The organism is Pedobacter sp. MC2016-15 (assembly GCF_026239695.1).
In the GTDB taxonomy this organism is placed as follows: Bacteria; Bacteroidota; Bacteroidia; order Sphingobacteriales; family Sphingobacteriaceae; genus Pedobacter.
This window is the reverse complement of sequence record NZ_JAPIVS010000007.1, coordinates 28,961-42,803: the sequence shown is the minus strand read 5'-3', so window position 1 is coordinate 42,803 and position 13,843 is coordinate 28,961. Positions and strand designations below refer to the sequence as shown.

General features: G+C 44.5%; 11 protein-coding genes. 3 read left to right on the top strand and 8 right to left on the bottom strand.

Translation table 11 applies throughout. The annotated features are described in order from the left end of the window. Positions 1 to 49: 49 nt before the first annotated feature. From OQY15_RS18920 to OQY15_RS18900, 5 genes are all read right to left on the bottom strand, one after another. A complete protein-coding gene (locus OQY15_RS18920) occupies positions 50 to 2,911 on the bottom strand; it encodes an SdrD B-like domain-containing protein (RefSeq protein WP_265793716.1) in 2,862 nt (953 codons plus the stop codon). 50 nt (positions 2,912 to 2,961) lie between these two features. After that, positions 2,962 to 3,567: a response regulator transcription factor gene (locus OQY15_RS18915; RefSeq protein ID WP_265793496.1), complete on the bottom strand. Its 606-nt coding sequence runs from the start codon at positions 3,565 to 3,567 to the stop codon at positions 2,962 to 2,964. Between the two features lie 160 nt (positions 3,568 to 3,727). Next, complete coding sequence (locus OQY15_RS18910; RefSeq protein WP_265793495.1) at positions 3,728 to 4,117, bottom strand: response regulator; 390 nt, start codon at positions 4,115 to 4,117, stop codon at positions 3,728 to 3,730. Next, positions 4,117 to 5,625, bottom strand: coding sequence for an ATP-binding protein (locus OQY15_RS18905; protein ID WP_265793494.1), 1,509 nt, complete (start codon positions 5,623 to 5,625; stop codon positions 4,117 to 4,119). The genes OQY15_RS18910 and OQY15_RS18905 overlap by 1 nt, the downstream gene beginning before the upstream one ends. 123 nt (positions 5,626 to 5,748) lie before the next feature. Further along, the gene (locus OQY15_RS18900; RefSeq protein ID WP_265793493.1) at positions 5,749 to 6,951 is read right to left on the bottom strand and encodes a PAS domain S-box protein; all 1,203 of its coding nucleotides are present in this window, start codon (positions 6,949 to 6,951) and stop codon (positions 5,749 to 5,751) included. A 165-nt stretch (positions 6,952 to 7,116) separates the two neighbouring features. Between OQY15_RS18900 and OQY15_RS18895 the strand changes: the two genes are divergently transcribed. The 3 genes from OQY15_RS18895 (at position 7,117) to OQY15_RS18885 (ending at position 9,518) form a co-directional block, all read left to right on the top strand. After that, on the top strand, positions 7,117 to 7,713 hold the full coding sequence (locus OQY15_RS18895; protein ID WP_265793492.1) for a class I SAM-dependent methyltransferase: 597 nt from the start codon (positions 7,117 to 7,119) through the stop codon (positions 7,711 to 7,713). A gap of 82 nt (positions 7,714 to 7,795) precedes the next feature. After that, positions 7,796 to 9,076, top strand: a complete 1,281-nt coding sequence (locus OQY15_RS18890) for a PAS domain S-box protein (protein ID WP_265793491.1) — start codon at positions 7,796 to 7,798, stop codon at positions 9,074 to 9,076. A gap of 118 nt (positions 9,077 to 9,194) precedes the next feature. Next, positions 9,195 to 9,518: a hypothetical protein gene (locus OQY15_RS18885; protein WP_265793490.1), complete on the top strand. Its 324-nt coding sequence runs from the start codon at positions 9,195 to 9,197 to the stop codon at positions 9,516 to 9,518. Positions 9,519 to 9,573: 55 nt separating this feature from the next. Here OQY15_RS18885 and OQY15_RS18880 read toward each other — a convergent pair whose 3' ends face one another. From OQY15_RS18880 to OQY15_RS18870, 3 genes are all read right to left on the bottom strand, one after another. Further along, positions 9,574 to 10,482 carry a sugar phosphate nucleotidyltransferase gene (locus OQY15_RS18880; protein ID WP_322973384.1) on the bottom strand — a complete coding sequence of 303 codons (909 nt, stop codon included), beginning with the start codon at positions 10,480 to 10,482 and terminating at the stop codon, positions 9,574 to 9,576. A gap of 148 nt (positions 10,483 to 10,630) precedes the next feature. Next, positions 10,631 to 11,965, bottom strand: coding sequence for an undecaprenyl-phosphate glucose phosphotransferase (locus OQY15_RS18875; RefSeq protein ID WP_265793489.1), 1,335 nt, complete (start codon positions 11,963 to 11,965; stop codon positions 10,631 to 10,633). Between the two features lie 455 nt (positions 11,966 to 12,420). Beyond that, complete coding sequence (locus tag OQY15_RS18870) at positions 12,421 to 13,794, bottom strand: undecaprenyl-phosphate glucose phosphotransferase (protein WP_265793488.1); 1,374 nt, start codon at positions 13,792 to 13,794, stop codon at positions 12,421 to 12,423. Positions 13,795 to 13,843: the final 49 nt, after the last annotated feature.

The window sequence follows — 13,843 nt, the reverse complement described above, 5'->3', positions numbered from 1 at the left end:
AGAACACTTTAACACAAAATGATGTAAAGAGAGAGGTGAGCCTGAAATATTAAAAGCGTTTCACACCAATCTTTCTGTGCTGATCTTTATAGATAAACGTCAGCATCTCCACAGGAGTTCCCTGCAGCAACACCTCCTGCTTTGCATTTTCAATGGAGAAAGGCAAACCTGCAGTCTCGATGTAAACCGAATACTTACTCCTTGGCAGATAAAAACAGAATTTACCATTTTCATCCGTCAGCGTTTCATGCACCTGCCCGTTGGCATCCACAGCATTCACCTTCAGACCCGATAACAAGGGCTTACCCTCGGCATATTTCTCCTCCTTCACCTTCAGGCAACCATTCAGCGCCTGAGTTTTTACCAGCGGGATATCCAGTTTCTTACTTTTATTGAGAAATACCGAAGTAGGCTCCTGCAGACTCCATCCCTTCGTATTCGTGATGTTCACCGCATAGGCTTCCTTTCTCATGTCCTTAAACACCACCTGCCCGTTGGCGTTAGTCAGCGCTGCATCCCCGTTGATCTTCACCAGCACCCCCGGAACAGCCGGCTCACCAGTGTCCCTGCGGCCGTTATTGTTATGATCTTCGTAATACGTCAGCTCCAGCTTTTCAGAACCATGCTGTCCCGATCTGCCGAACTGTTTCTCCACACCCACGCGTACCTGCCTGTTGTTATACCTCAGGTCGCCCGGCAGCGGCTGTGCCCCGTTCTGCACCGCATTGATATTGTTCAGAATATCTGAAGGCAGCACCTGCTTGGTCAGCGTATACTGCACATCAGCCGTGAAGGCCCAGTTTCCCTTCATCATGTAACGCATACTCCCAGTAGCAGAATAGTTCGAACTTTTGCTAAAGCCGTAATAATTGTACATGCCGCTGCCCCGAAAATTCAGCTTCTCTTTCAGCGCTGTAAAGTGAATGTTTGGTCCGAAAGAATAAATCCTGTAGTTAGTTCCCGGGGTATAGGAAATCACGTCCGACAAGTAAAATGGGTTCAGCTGAGCGTACCCGCTAAAACCAACAATGGGCAGTGTATAACTGCCCGTAACTTTTAAGGAATGAAAAGGAGCCGGAGGCTTCTGCGACGTATTCAGATACGTATACCCATAATCGGCAGTGATGTCAAATCCCTGTAGCCTCCCCCCATACCCTAAATTCGCAGAAAAACGAACTGAAGAAGCTTTCCAGTCCGTATACTCGGGAACCGAGGCAGAATAGCCTGAAGACGACAACTGCTGACCCATGTAATATGGGCCACCACTGACGTGAAACTTATCCAGTGCAGCGGCATAGGCGACCTCATAAATATAGACCGCATTCTTGTTGATCCCCAGGTTCAGCGTATTGTTCAGGTCGTTGTTCACCAGATCCTGGAACCTCGGCTTGTTCATCTGTACACTTCCACGTACCGAGAGAGAGCTAAACTGGCTGAACTTTCGCTGCAAACGCAGTTCCGAGTTCAGCTGCCCGCGGCGGATCCCTGTAAAATAAGGACTACTGTAATATCCGTTGGCATTGACAGCGAAATCTTCAGTATTGAGAAAGTAATTTAAGCCTGCCGAATATCCCTTTTTCACCTCCGTATCCAGGTCGTACAACTTTTCTGTAGAATAGCCACCCTCCAGACCTAAACTCTGGGTTTTGCTCAGCTTAAAGCGGCCCTTCCATGAAGCCTGTTTCGCATCCAGACCCGTATAAGGGTCATGTTTATGCATTGCCGTGAGCCTTTGAGCCTGATTAACCGACTCCAGGTTGTAGTCCAGCGCATAGATCCGTGCAGAAGGGAAAGTAGTATTGATCTGATCATACAGCATATATTGGTTTTCGATGCCATATAATGATAAAACCCCGGCTTTCTTCAGGTTCGCCTTTACCTTCGCTCCCCTGCCACTCAGCTGGAAATCCATATTTTCATAGATATTGCCCAGTCTTACCCCAAAGTATTTTGTATCCAGGTTCAGGTAAGAATTGTAAATGTTAAGTCCATTTTTATTACCCTGCGTAATCCTGTCCACATTCGCCCGGTATTGCAGGTTCGTGTTCTCCCCCAGGTTCATATTTCCATTTGCCTGCAGCTGGTAGAACGAATAATCATTACTGAGGCTGGCATAACGCAGTGCCACAGCATTTGGCAGCGGCCCCAGAAACTGGTCATTCCCCTGGCCTGAACGCGTCGAGCTGGTTACATTGAGGATACGGATCATCTTCGTCGCGATGATCGTATTGCGGTCGTCCAGTGCATCGATAGTTACCGTAAAATCGGGTGCTACACGTGTTACCGTTTTGTTGCGGGCGAGGAAAGGCAGCAGCTGCTGAGCTCCCGGGGCCAGCGTCAGGTTCATCGTTTGCCCGATAAACTCCAGTCCGTCGGGAACCCCTGAAAGCGCCAGCCTGAACCTCAGCGGCACAAAGCTGTTGTTGGCCACCCGCACCATCACCTGCGCCTGGTTGCTCAGCTGACTCAGATAAACCTCGTCCGTTTCTGTACCGATAGTTAAACCTTTTACCTCTGTGAGCTGCGTAATGAAGAGGGCAGACTTCTGTACCTGCAGCCCTGCCTTGAGCGCTACCAGCGATACTTTAAACTCCTGGGAATTGATGTTGATCGTTTGCCTGTCGGCCACATACTTCAGCGGAAAGGCCCTCGTCTGTCCGCCTTGTAATACCAGCGTATCCGGCAGCGAGATCAGGCCTTTTGTAAGCTTTTTCTCTGAAGGATTCTGTACCAGCGTTACCGTTTCTGCATAGGGATTACTCAGCCGCAACAAATTCGCGAAAGTTGTCCCTCCTTTGATCAGCAGCGTGTCCTGCGTAAAAGCATATTTGACCTGTGCGGAAGCTTTATACGCAGCCAGCTGGAAGCAAAGAAGCAAACAAAGAAGCTTCCAATAGCGGTAAGGGTACATCAAATAAGTAGATTTTCTTCAAATGGCCAGGAAATTTGTCTCAATACTGATTATTTGAACTGAGCCAAAAGCTCACCTTTACTGTTAATATTCAGTTTTTTGTAGGTCCTTTTGATATACTGGCGTACAGTATCCAGGGAAATCCCGTATTTATAGCCGATCAGCTTATAGCTCAGCCCGTTTTTCAGACCTTCTACAATCTGGCGCTCCCTGAAACTCAGGTTACTCTGATAGTCGATCGTCTGCTGCACATGCTGAATCACGTTTCTGGAAATGGATGGACTAAAGACAGAACCACCTTTATGTGTAGTCACGATCGTAGAGATCACTTCGTTCACACAGGTATCTTTTGTCAGATAACCCATAGCACCTGCTTTTACACAAGCCAGCACACTGTTATGGTCCTGGATATTACTATAAATGACAACATTGGTATTGGGAAATTTACGGTAGATCTCCATGATGGAATCCACGCCATTTTCTTCTATATCGAGCAGCAGCACATTGGGCTCCTGTGAAGGCTGTACCTTTTTGCATTCGCCCATGGATCCTGCTTCAAGGGTAACTTTAAAATTATATTGCTGCTGATGGTCGAGCATTACCCGCATCATGCCACGGCTTTGCTGGTTACCATCGATTATACCCACTTTGATCATAACGTTGCCTCCTTAGTTGCTTATCGTCCATACAGTTGCGACGATTATAAGAACAAAGTTAAGGCATAGTAAATCTATATGTATTATTCATTCCGTTCATTCATTCTGCAGCGTGAACAGACACATGAACAGACACATCATCATGGTTAAAAAGGATTTTTTACAGCTTTTCGAGGATCTCGATAAATTTCTCTCTTACCAGAGGTTTGATGATAAATTCAGAGACGGCGGGGATAGTTTTTGAACGCTCCATTTCGTGGGGTGAAATGGAAGAAGAGACAATATACAATTCATTTTTTTTGGCCAGCGCGGGGAATAGTTCCTGGTATTCCTTCAGAAATGCCCATCCATCCATCACCGGCATATTCAGGTCCAGAAAGATCACATCCGGCAAGAGCTCCGGATGATCCTGCGCCTCCCTCAGGTGAGTAATGGCCTGCAGACCATCAGAGAAAACCTCCACGTCTACATCCTCCCTTACCCTTAAAATCGTCTTTGTTGTAAGGAATACATAAATGTCATCATCGTCAATCAAATAAATCTTCTTCATCACCCAATCCTGTTTTGTTTCACAAATTCTACTGAAAAAGTAGAGCCTTCATCCGGCAGACTTTCTACCCAGATTCTGCCTCCCATCGCTTCAACCTGTGTTTTGGTCATAAACAGACCCAGGCCTTTCGCATCCGGATGGCGGTGGAAAACCTTTCCGATTTTAAAAATATGGTCTTTATGTTTGGCCAGGTCAATCCCCAGGCCATTGTCCGTTACTGTCAGAATAATATTGTTCTCCCTGATTTTGGAGGACAGGTTCAGCGAGAGCTTCCTTTCCGGGCTTTGGTATCTGATGGCGTTGCTGATCAGATTATAGAATATACTAGCGAGATATTTATGCGGATAGTTTACCGCCGGGGCATCTGCAAAGTCTACAGAAATTTTGGCTTCCGCCTTTTGGATCTCCCCTACCAGGCCATCCAGCGTTTCCTGCAGGCAGGTCGCAAAGTTCAGGTGATCAGACTTCACATCTTTATCCTGTCTGATCTGTATGGATTCTACCAGTTCATTAAAGGTACCTTTGAGGCTCTCTATTACCGGCTCCAGCTTCGTCACCAGCAGCTTTTGCTCCTCCACATCTTCAGAATCCCTGATAAATTCAGCCAGCATGGCCATATTGATCAGCGGTCCTCTTAAATTGTGAGATACCACATTACAGAAATCTATCAGCTGCGTATTCTGCATCGCCAGCTGTTCCATGATCGTGGTCTGCTTTTCCTCCAGGTTTTTCCGGTCAGATATATCTATGGCAAATCCTATCACCATGATAAAATTCCCATGTTCATCGTGCATCGGAAACATCTTGCGCAGAAAAGTAATCACGTTTCCGTCCGGATCCGTCTGACTCTCCTCCCAGCCCAATGGCTTGCCCGAGTTTTTCACCTCCATAAACTGCGCCCGCCGTGCTTCAGCAATCTTCGGGTCCCGGTTTCTGTAGGCCGCATATTCAAAATCATCCTTTCCGATGATAAATTTTCGTAATTCGTCATTCCTGATTGCACCTGGATTGGCAAAAAGATATTTATGGTCGGCATCAAAAACGACGATGTCGGTAGGGATATTATTGAGAATACTTTCGTAAAATTCTTTGATGCTGTTGTTAATCACCGGCATACGCATCTGGAGCAGCGTTACTACCTGTTGTGCCAGCAGAGCGAGTCCCTTATGTTGTTCTTGAGTCAGCGTAGCCTTGTCAAAGCCTGCCACACTGAGGTGACCGATCACCAGATTTTTGTTCACTACAATTGGAATCGCTACAAAAAAGGGATACAGATCTGCCGCATCATTGTTTCTTGGGCTCTCCGTAATTACTATGCCCAGCTTAGCTTTATACCAGATTCTGTCCGCATCAACAAAAGTGAGGGCAGCAATTGGTGCGTAAGAAATGATAGATGCGAGCTTGACAATGTTATCAAATTCCTCTTCTTCTCCCGTATCTAATACTTCGAGCACATGAAGCGCGTCCAGTCTTTCAGCTTCATTGTTCAGTGATGGGAGATTAATCATAAGCTTGGCGATCACATTTCTGAGATTACAAATCTAATTATAAGATTGGTAATTTTAGTAAAAAGAAAACCAACTTCTAATTAAAAGTCCAAGGTATGATTTTTCCTAAATATTCAAAACCTTTTAGCTTGCCAGACCGGAGCCATCGGCCTGTCCTACAATCGCTTTTATAGCAACATTTAGTTTCTGCGAGGAATCTTTCAGGAAGGTCAGCGTTTCCTGCGTATCCTCACCGGGATACTTAATCAGAAACTCTGTGAGACTCATGATATTTGCGAGGGGTGCCCGTACCATATGGCTTTGGATCCAGGCAATTTCTTTCAGATCTTTATTCTGACGTTCAATCTCTTTGATATAATTAATCCGCTCTGACACGTCTGTAGCGAGCACCAGGCGGGCTTCGCGTTCTTCAAACCTGATCACATTGGTTTCAATCTCTACCGGGAAGGCATCATTATCCTTATTGATATGGATCAGCACGCCCGAATAATCGCGGCTACGGATCATGCTGTTTAAATCCAGCAGTTTACTCGTTTCTGTCTGCGGACGAATATCGTTGATATTCATCTTCAGGAATTCTTCCTTGCTGTACCCGTACTTCGCAATAGCTGCCTCGTTCACATGCAGAAAACGGCCGTTCTCCATATCGAAAACGTACATAGGTACCGGGTTGGCTTCAAAAGTTGTACGATAATATTTTTCAGAGGCATCCAGTTTAGATACCAGTTTCGCTTCCTTCTGTATCGTCTGTTCCAGTCCGTTGAGGACCTTGCTCACCAGCATGACGCTGATCAGGCTCACAAAAATCAGGTTACCAGAATACGACGCCCATAAAGGCAGGTCATAGCTGTCCAGCAGCGGGCTGTCAAACAATTTGTAATAAATTACCACGCCAAAAGCTGCGCATATCACTACGTTCAATCCCACCAGGTAATACGCCACCGGACGGGGAAAGATCATTGCACAAAAGATAGTAATGATAATCAGGTACAACACGCCCGGCCCTTCAGATCCCAGTACAGCGATATAGATGATCGCCAATACATATAGAAGAAATAAAGCAATTATTTTCCTGGTCTGGATCATGATTTTTTTATTGAAGATAACATAAAGGAGCGCAAAGCCGAAAATAATGTTAAACCATTGCACCACAGTGCTGCCTGCAAAAATACCAAAACTCGTTGATGATACAAATGCTATGATACTAACGGCGAAAGCATAGCTAATCATATTGGTGAAGAGTTTTTTTCGCCAGAAAACATGCTCCTCCTCAGAGGGGTCAGCCTTCCGCAGCACAGCCGTCTCAATCAGGCTGGTTATTTTCAACCAAAACTCTTTAAAAGAAAACATAAAATATTAAAACAAGCCGTTAAAATGTTTCACACCCACAAGTACCGATTCCCGAATTCCCATTTTTACATGCTTGTTCATTATCATAGGTTTTATATTGATTTAGTTATAATTTAGCAAAAGTTACTCCAATTTTGGCATATGGACTTACCTTCCGGACCTTCTTATATTTTTTCCAGCGATGCAGCATTTGACAAGCTGTATTCAATGCGCGCACAACAACTTTCGTCCATGCACTGGACCCCGCTGGATATCGCCATGAAGGCCGCAGAACACCTTGCAGGCGGCCCTGGCAGGCATATTTTAGATATTGGCAGCGGCGTCGGAAAATTTTGTATTACTGCTGCACATTATTTTCCGGACCATTTTTTTTATGGTGTGGAACAGCGGAAAGCCTTAGTTGACGAGGCGGTTATTGCCCAAAATGCAACAAAAACCACAAATGTGGAGTTCATCCACGGCAACTTTACTGCGCTGGACATGAACAGGTTCGACCACTTTTATTTCTACAATTCATTCAGCGAAAACATTGTTCATGAAAAACCTATAGACAACCTGCTGCAGACCTCTCCGGAGATCTACGAGGAGTATCTTTCCCGGTTTTATGAGCTGCTGGATGACAAGCCCGCAGGAACCCGCCTCGCTACCTATCACTGCCCCGACGATTATGTGCCGGCCGGATACAAACGCCTCAGACAGCTTGCAGGGGGAACCCTCGGATTTTGGGTCAAACAATAGCTAAATCATTATAGGAAATCAAATACAAGTTGTTACCTTAGAGTGTTATGACTCCTATTTCCTAAGCAGATACAACGATTGCATGAGAGACGATTTACAAAAGATAATCCATTCGTGGTGGCTTCGCTATTCGGCCTGGATCTATGATATCATGGGCTTGCAGAAGCTTCAGGATGAAGGAGATGTAAGCTACTGGCGTGAACTTTCGTTTATCAAGATCATCATCTACCTGCTGCCGGTAAGCCTACTGGCGATGTCTGTAAGAATCTTACTGGGAATGATGGAGAGGCATATTTTCATCACCATCTTTGACGGGGCATTCTACCTGGTGCTGGCTACAGTCCTGCTGCAGCGCCGGATCAGGATCGCAGTGAAAAAGGTGTTTGTGATGGTGATGTTCTACATCTTCGCACTGGTCACGCTGCTGGTGCAGGGAGCCGAAGGACCGGGACTGCTCTACTTTACCTGCACCTGTACATTCACGGTATTCCTGTTCAAGGGAAACAGGATCTATTTTTTCCTGCTGGCCAACTTCCTGATCTTTATTGCCCTTGATTTTATCATTTACCACCAGCTGTTTGATACGCCACTGCTCAGGCATTTTACACACATTTCCTGGTTAAGTCATACCTCCACCTTACTTTTTATCAATCTCGTCACCCTGATTCTGATTCAGCGGGTATTATGGCGTCTGGAGAAGATCATCGTCAGGGAGAGTGAACTACAGGGGCAGCTGGAAGATGAAGGACTGGAAATCGCAGAGCTGAACAACAAGCTGAAGGAATCCGAAGATTATTACCGCTACCTGTTTGCCAATAATCCCAGTCCGATGTGGGTCTTTGATACCGCTACGTTGCACTTTCTGCAGGTAAACGATGCCGCACTTAGCCTGTACGGATACAGCAGGGAAGAATTTTTGAGTCTTACCCTGGAAGACCTCAGACAGGGCTCAGAGACGAAGCAAACGCTCAAAACGCTGTCCGGCTACCGCAAGAACCAGAAATCCTTCAAAGGAAACATGGTACACATGAAAAAGAACAAAAGGTCCTTTCATGTAGAGGTCCGCAGTAACCCGATCGAGGTCAATGGCAGGACGGGACTTTTGGTATTAGCCACAGACATTACAGACCGTGTTAAATATATCAATAGCATCGAGGAGCAGAACAACAGGCTAAAACATATCGCCTGGATCCAGAGTCATAAGGTCAGAGCGCCACTGGCCAGGGTAATGAGTTTGTCGGGCTTAATGAAGGTGCAGAGTAATGCAGAGGAGAAAGAGGAAATCCTGAACTACCTTATCGTTTCAGCAGATGAGCTGAACGAAATTATCACGGGAATTATCAAGCAGGCGGAACAGGAGTAAAATGCCATTTTTGTGGTAAACACTTATCAACGTAAATTGTTTTACTTTATTGCCAATTTAAAAATCCACGGCTACATTTTTGCCGTATTTTTATGCGCCGGATATAAATTGGCTACGAATGAGAACAAAAGAAATTGAAGTAATGTGCCAGCATTACATGGGTATACTGCTGATAGAGCCAGTTTACGAGGATAACTCCTTATTTTCAGTTTACCACAAGCACGAGTTTTTGGGACATATCCAGCCGGTGAGGAAACAGGATGGTGTAGAATGGTATTCCCATGAGATTACAGATCGGGAATTAGTTGCCCAGGCAGGTGAATGGGCTGCGTATCATTTCCCGCTGACGGACAAGAGTTTCAAAAGAATTTATGATTTTAAATTCTTCACAGAATTCATGACCGGCATCTTCGCATTTGTCGTTGCCCGCTTTACGAGATAATCAGAGTAAAAGATAAAAAAAGCCGGCTTTCAATTAGCAAGCCGGCTTTTTTAAATTATGCCCAGAGGTTCGCAGGGTACGTACCTTCGTCAATCAGTTTTTGCAACTGTGCTTTTACAACAGGCGCATCTTCCTTGAACGTCACACCAAACCAAACTGCTTCAGTAGGAATCATCTTCACTACACCTTCACCAGATTTAATCAGGATATCAGCAACTTCAGGAATTAAAAATTCTGCTTTCAGTTCCGTAGCATTCGCATCGCGGAATTTGTAGTATTCCTCTTCAGACCAGTTCACAAAATCAGGAGTGAAACAGAAGAAGTTCATACTTACTTTAGTATCTAAAGGTAATTCAACATCTGTTCCGCCATCCGGAGTAAATGCTTTACCATCTTTTTTATAGATCTCTTTACGCTCAGTGATGCTCACAATGTTTTTCTCATTATCAACATTGATCTCGCCACGTGTTACAGAACCGTTATCACTCAGTGTATTTTTCAGTTCATAACCGATACAAGCGTATTTACCTTTTTCAATACCTGCTACCAGGTAATCATAAGCTTGTTTAAAAGCATCAAAGCCATAGAAGTCGTCTGCATTGATTACAGCAAAAGGAGCATCCAGAACATCCTTGCAGCAAAGCAGCGCATGCATGGTACCAAAAGGTTTCGTTCTGCCTTCAGGAGTAGCACGTCCACCACTGAAACTCTCTAACGACTGATATACATAATCAGTTTCGATTTTACCGGCCAATTTAGGCTCAATTACCGCTTTAAAAGATTCCGAGAACTCTTCACGGATAATAAAAATTACTTTACCAAAACCAGCTTTAATCGCATCATAGATAGAATATTCCATGATAGTTTCACCAGAAGGGCCAAAAGATTCAGTTTGTTTGTTACCACCATAACGGCTAGCCATTCCAGCTGCCAGGATTACCAAAGAAGGTTTGATTTCAGACATATGTTTTTCAGTGTATATTTTAAATTTATGAATGCGTTATTTTTCTAAAACTACTAAACAGAAACTGCATTTAATACATTTCCTTCAGATAATCGCATTGAAACACACTCATGTTGTAACGGCTATTATCATATAATTGTTTTCAATTTTAGTATGCGTTCTCCTCACCACGGAAAATGTTAATGACGGTTAAAAATATGATGCGTACATCCAGCATCAAACTCCAGTGCTCCAGATACCAGATATCATGTTCTACCCTTTTCTCCATGGCAGAGTCATCCTTGGTTTCGCCCCGGTAACCGTTCACTTGTGCCCATCCCGTAATTCCCGGCTTCACAAACTGCCGCACCATATACTGGCCGATAATTTTCTTGTATTCTTCCGTGTGGCGCAGCATATGCGGTCGTGGTCCAACGATACTCATATTTCCCATAAAGACATTGAAAAACTGCGGCATTTCATCCAAACTGGTTTTACGTAGGATCCTGCCGATTGGCGTAATTCTGTCGTCACCTTTGGTAGCCTGTTTTTTATCACTGTCATTATTCATGCGCATGCTTCTGAACTTGTAGCACCAGAAGGGCTCATCATTAATTCCGCTCCGCTGTTGTTTAAACATCACAGGGCCTTTGCTTTGCAGTTTAATCAGAATCGCGATAATGGGATATAGCCAGCTCAGGATAAAGATGATGACGAAAGCAGCGAAAGCCATATCAAAGGCACGCTTTTTAAAGCGGTTACCCATACTCTCCAATGGTTCGTGTCTCAGCGTGATAATCGGAAACTCCCCACCCATATAACTTATTCTATAGGGTGCAGCAAGGGCACCGGCCAGATCAGGAATAAATTTAAGACGCAGCAGCTGCTTGTCGGCTTCCATGACCAGCGGACCTATTTCGCGCATCCTGGACGGCGCCACAGACACATACAGATCTTTCACCCCGGAGAGCGCCGCTTCCTGTAACCTCACACTTGCTTCAGGAGAGATCTTTCCGTTGCGGTCGCCATAGATACTGGCATCATCACCTACAAATCCGTAAAAATCGATATTCCGTTGTTTCTGCAGGTAAGCCGCTACACGCATCCCCGTATCATTATCGCCCATTACCGCAACCTTTCTCGTAGAGTGGAACCTGTTGATCAGCACATGCTGGATATACGTTCCGGCAAACCTGTTGAGCACAAATCCGATAAACAGAAAGACATAAAAAGTAATGAGGAAATTTCTGGAAAAGTCCAGATCCTTTGCGAAGAGTAAATAGAGCGAAAAAATAACAAAATGCAGGATGACACTCTTAATCGTGCCCCTATAGATCCGTTCGATCTTCCTGGCGTTATACTCCGAATACAGGTTAAAAACAGCTGTGTTCAGAAACCATAACAAATTACAAACGACAAGATAATGTTTTTGCAACTCCTCACTTACTCCCTTACCCATATATCCGGTAAAGTAATAAGAGAGCACATAAATGAGATTTAGCATTAGGATGTCTGTAACCGGCAGGATGTATCTAAGTAAATAAAGGTAGCGGGTTTGAATGGACATATTATACTTTAAGTTATGCAATGAATACGGCTTGTGTAACAAGAATTATACCAAGGGATCTGCCAAGGTTCAAACAAGAATTATTGTTTAAATAATTATCACTAATATAGTATAATCAGAAGATTTCAACAAAAAAAAGAGCCAATTTTTTATTTAGTAAACTTTAGATTAACAATAAGATCGATTAAATGAATTACAAAAATGAAAAACCAGTGTTTAAGTCTTTATCATGCCCGAATTTCTAATATTCTGTACATAACACAGAATTAACAGCAAAATATTCAGGCCAATGCTGAAAAGTAAGCCAGGAACAACCTTTTTTGGTTAAATTGTCTATTTTTCTGAATTAAATGACCAGTTTATTGAACAGCCAACACTTTCAGTTGTCAACATTAATGCGCTTTATCACTACCCAGCACCACATGTACTGCGGTCATAAAGACAATTTTCATATCCAGAAACAAAGACCAGTTTTCGAGATACCAGATATCAGCCTCCACCCTCTCCTGCATTGATTGCTGATCAAAAGTCTCCCCTCTCAAACCTTTGGTTTGTGCCCATCCTGTAATCCCCGGAAGCACCAGATGACGAACCATAAATTTCTCGATCAGCGCGGCATAAGCAGCCGTATGCTGCAGCATGTGTGGCCTTGGGCCAACCACTGACATGTCTCCCAGCAACACATTGATGAACTGTGGAAGCTCGTCAATGCTGTTTCTCCTCATAAAAGCACCGATTTTGGTTAACCGGTGATCATTCTTCACCGCCTGTAAAGAATCTGCCTGATCATTAACCACCATACTCCTGAACTTCAGGCAGCGGAACGACTCATTGTTTTTTCCTGAACGCAGCTGCCTGAACAGCACCGGTCCTTTAGAACTCAGTTTGATCCATACAGCCAGCAGGGGAAAGAGCCAACTCAAAAGAAAAATTATAACAAATAATGAAATTACAATGTCAAATCCCCGTTTCAGGATCTGGTTCATCCGTATCTCCAGCGGCTCAGTCCTGGTACTTAATACCGGCATGTGGCCAAACCACTGCACCTTTACATTCCTGCGAAAATAATCCTTCACATCCGGAACCATCTTAAAGCGAACCATTGCCTGATCTGCCTGCCTTCTCAGCTGATAGATCTCTTCCAGTTCTTCATCGGGTAATACACAAAAAACCTCTTTAATACCATTCTCCCTGGCATAACTCAGCCATCCCTCCAATGGTCCCAGCACAGCTGCCCCCGGCCTGTTATCAAAAAAGCCAATTACTTTGTAACCCAAAATAGGGTGAGTATCCAGATAAGTTTTCAATTCCGTCGCCAGTGGCCCTGTTCCCAGGATCAGCACAGGTTTATAGTCGATCCGGCTGGCCCTTGAGCTCCTCCTCCAGAGGAGAAAGATAATCTTGCCAGACAACAGCAGAAAAGAAAACAGCAGCAGCGAGACCAGCACAGGAATGCTGTACCAATGAAAATCTGCGATCAGCGCAATTAAAGAAAAGATGAGGAAGGCAAAAAGGAAGAGCGAGCCCAGAGCTGCCTTCAATGTAGGTATCGCATCCCTGGCAAAAATATCCCGGTATAGCCGTGTTGCCTGGGTCACATTGAACCACAGAAAATTGATCAGCAGTACATGAAGCCAGCCCAGGTGCAGGTCCTCCAGCGGCAAATTCAACATCAGGAGATAACCTGCGAGACCTGCAAGGTTCAGCAGGAGCATATCAATAATGATCCCTAAAGTTTTAAAATAAGAGCCGTAGTGGTCTGCCATCTGGTTAGATTGTCAGGCAAACTTACAACAATTCTCTTATTTCAGAAGC

What these genes read in the sequence shown, in the direction of transcription:
- OQY15_RS18880 (WP_322973384.1), bottom strand. Translation starts at nt 10,482, where the DNA reads ATGTCTGAAATCAAACCTTCTTTGGTAATCCTGGCAGCTGGAATGGCT.
- OQY15_RS18890 (WP_265793491.1), top strand. Translation starts at nt 7,796, where the DNA reads ATGAGAGACGATTTACAAAAGATAATCCATTCGTGGTGGCTTCGCTAT.
- OQY15_RS18905 (WP_265793494.1), bottom strand. Translation starts at nt 5,625, where the DNA reads ATGATTAATCTCCCATCACTGAACAATGAAGCTGAAAGACTGGACGCG.
- OQY15_RS18910 (WP_265793495.1), bottom strand. Translation starts at nt 4,117, where the DNA reads ATGAAGAAGATTTATTTGATTGACGATGATGACATTTATGTATTCCTT.
- OQY15_RS18915 (WP_265793496.1), bottom strand. Translation starts at nt 3,567, where the DNA reads ATGATCAAAGTGGGTATAATCGATGGTAACCAGCAAAGCCGTGGCATG.
- OQY15_RS18870 (WP_265793488.1), bottom strand. Translation starts at nt 13,794, where the DNA reads ATGGCAGACCACTACGGCTCTTATTTTAAAACTTTAGGGATCATTATT.
- OQY15_RS18895 (WP_265793492.1), top strand. Translation starts at nt 7,117, where the DNA reads ATGGACTTACCTTCCGGACCTTCTTATATTTTTTCCAGCGATGCAGCA.
- OQY15_RS18920 (WP_265793716.1), bottom strand. Translation starts at nt 2,911, where the DNA reads ATGTACCCTTACCGCTATTGGAAGCTTCTTTGTTTGCTTCTTTGCTTC.
- OQY15_RS18885 (WP_265793490.1), top strand. Translation starts at nt 9,195, where the DNA reads ATGAGAACAAAAGAAATTGAAGTAATGTGCCAGCATTACATGGGTATA.
- OQY15_RS18875 (WP_265793489.1), bottom strand. Translation starts at nt 11,965, where the DNA reads ATGCTAAATCTCATTTATGTGCTCTCTTATTACTTTACCGGATATATG.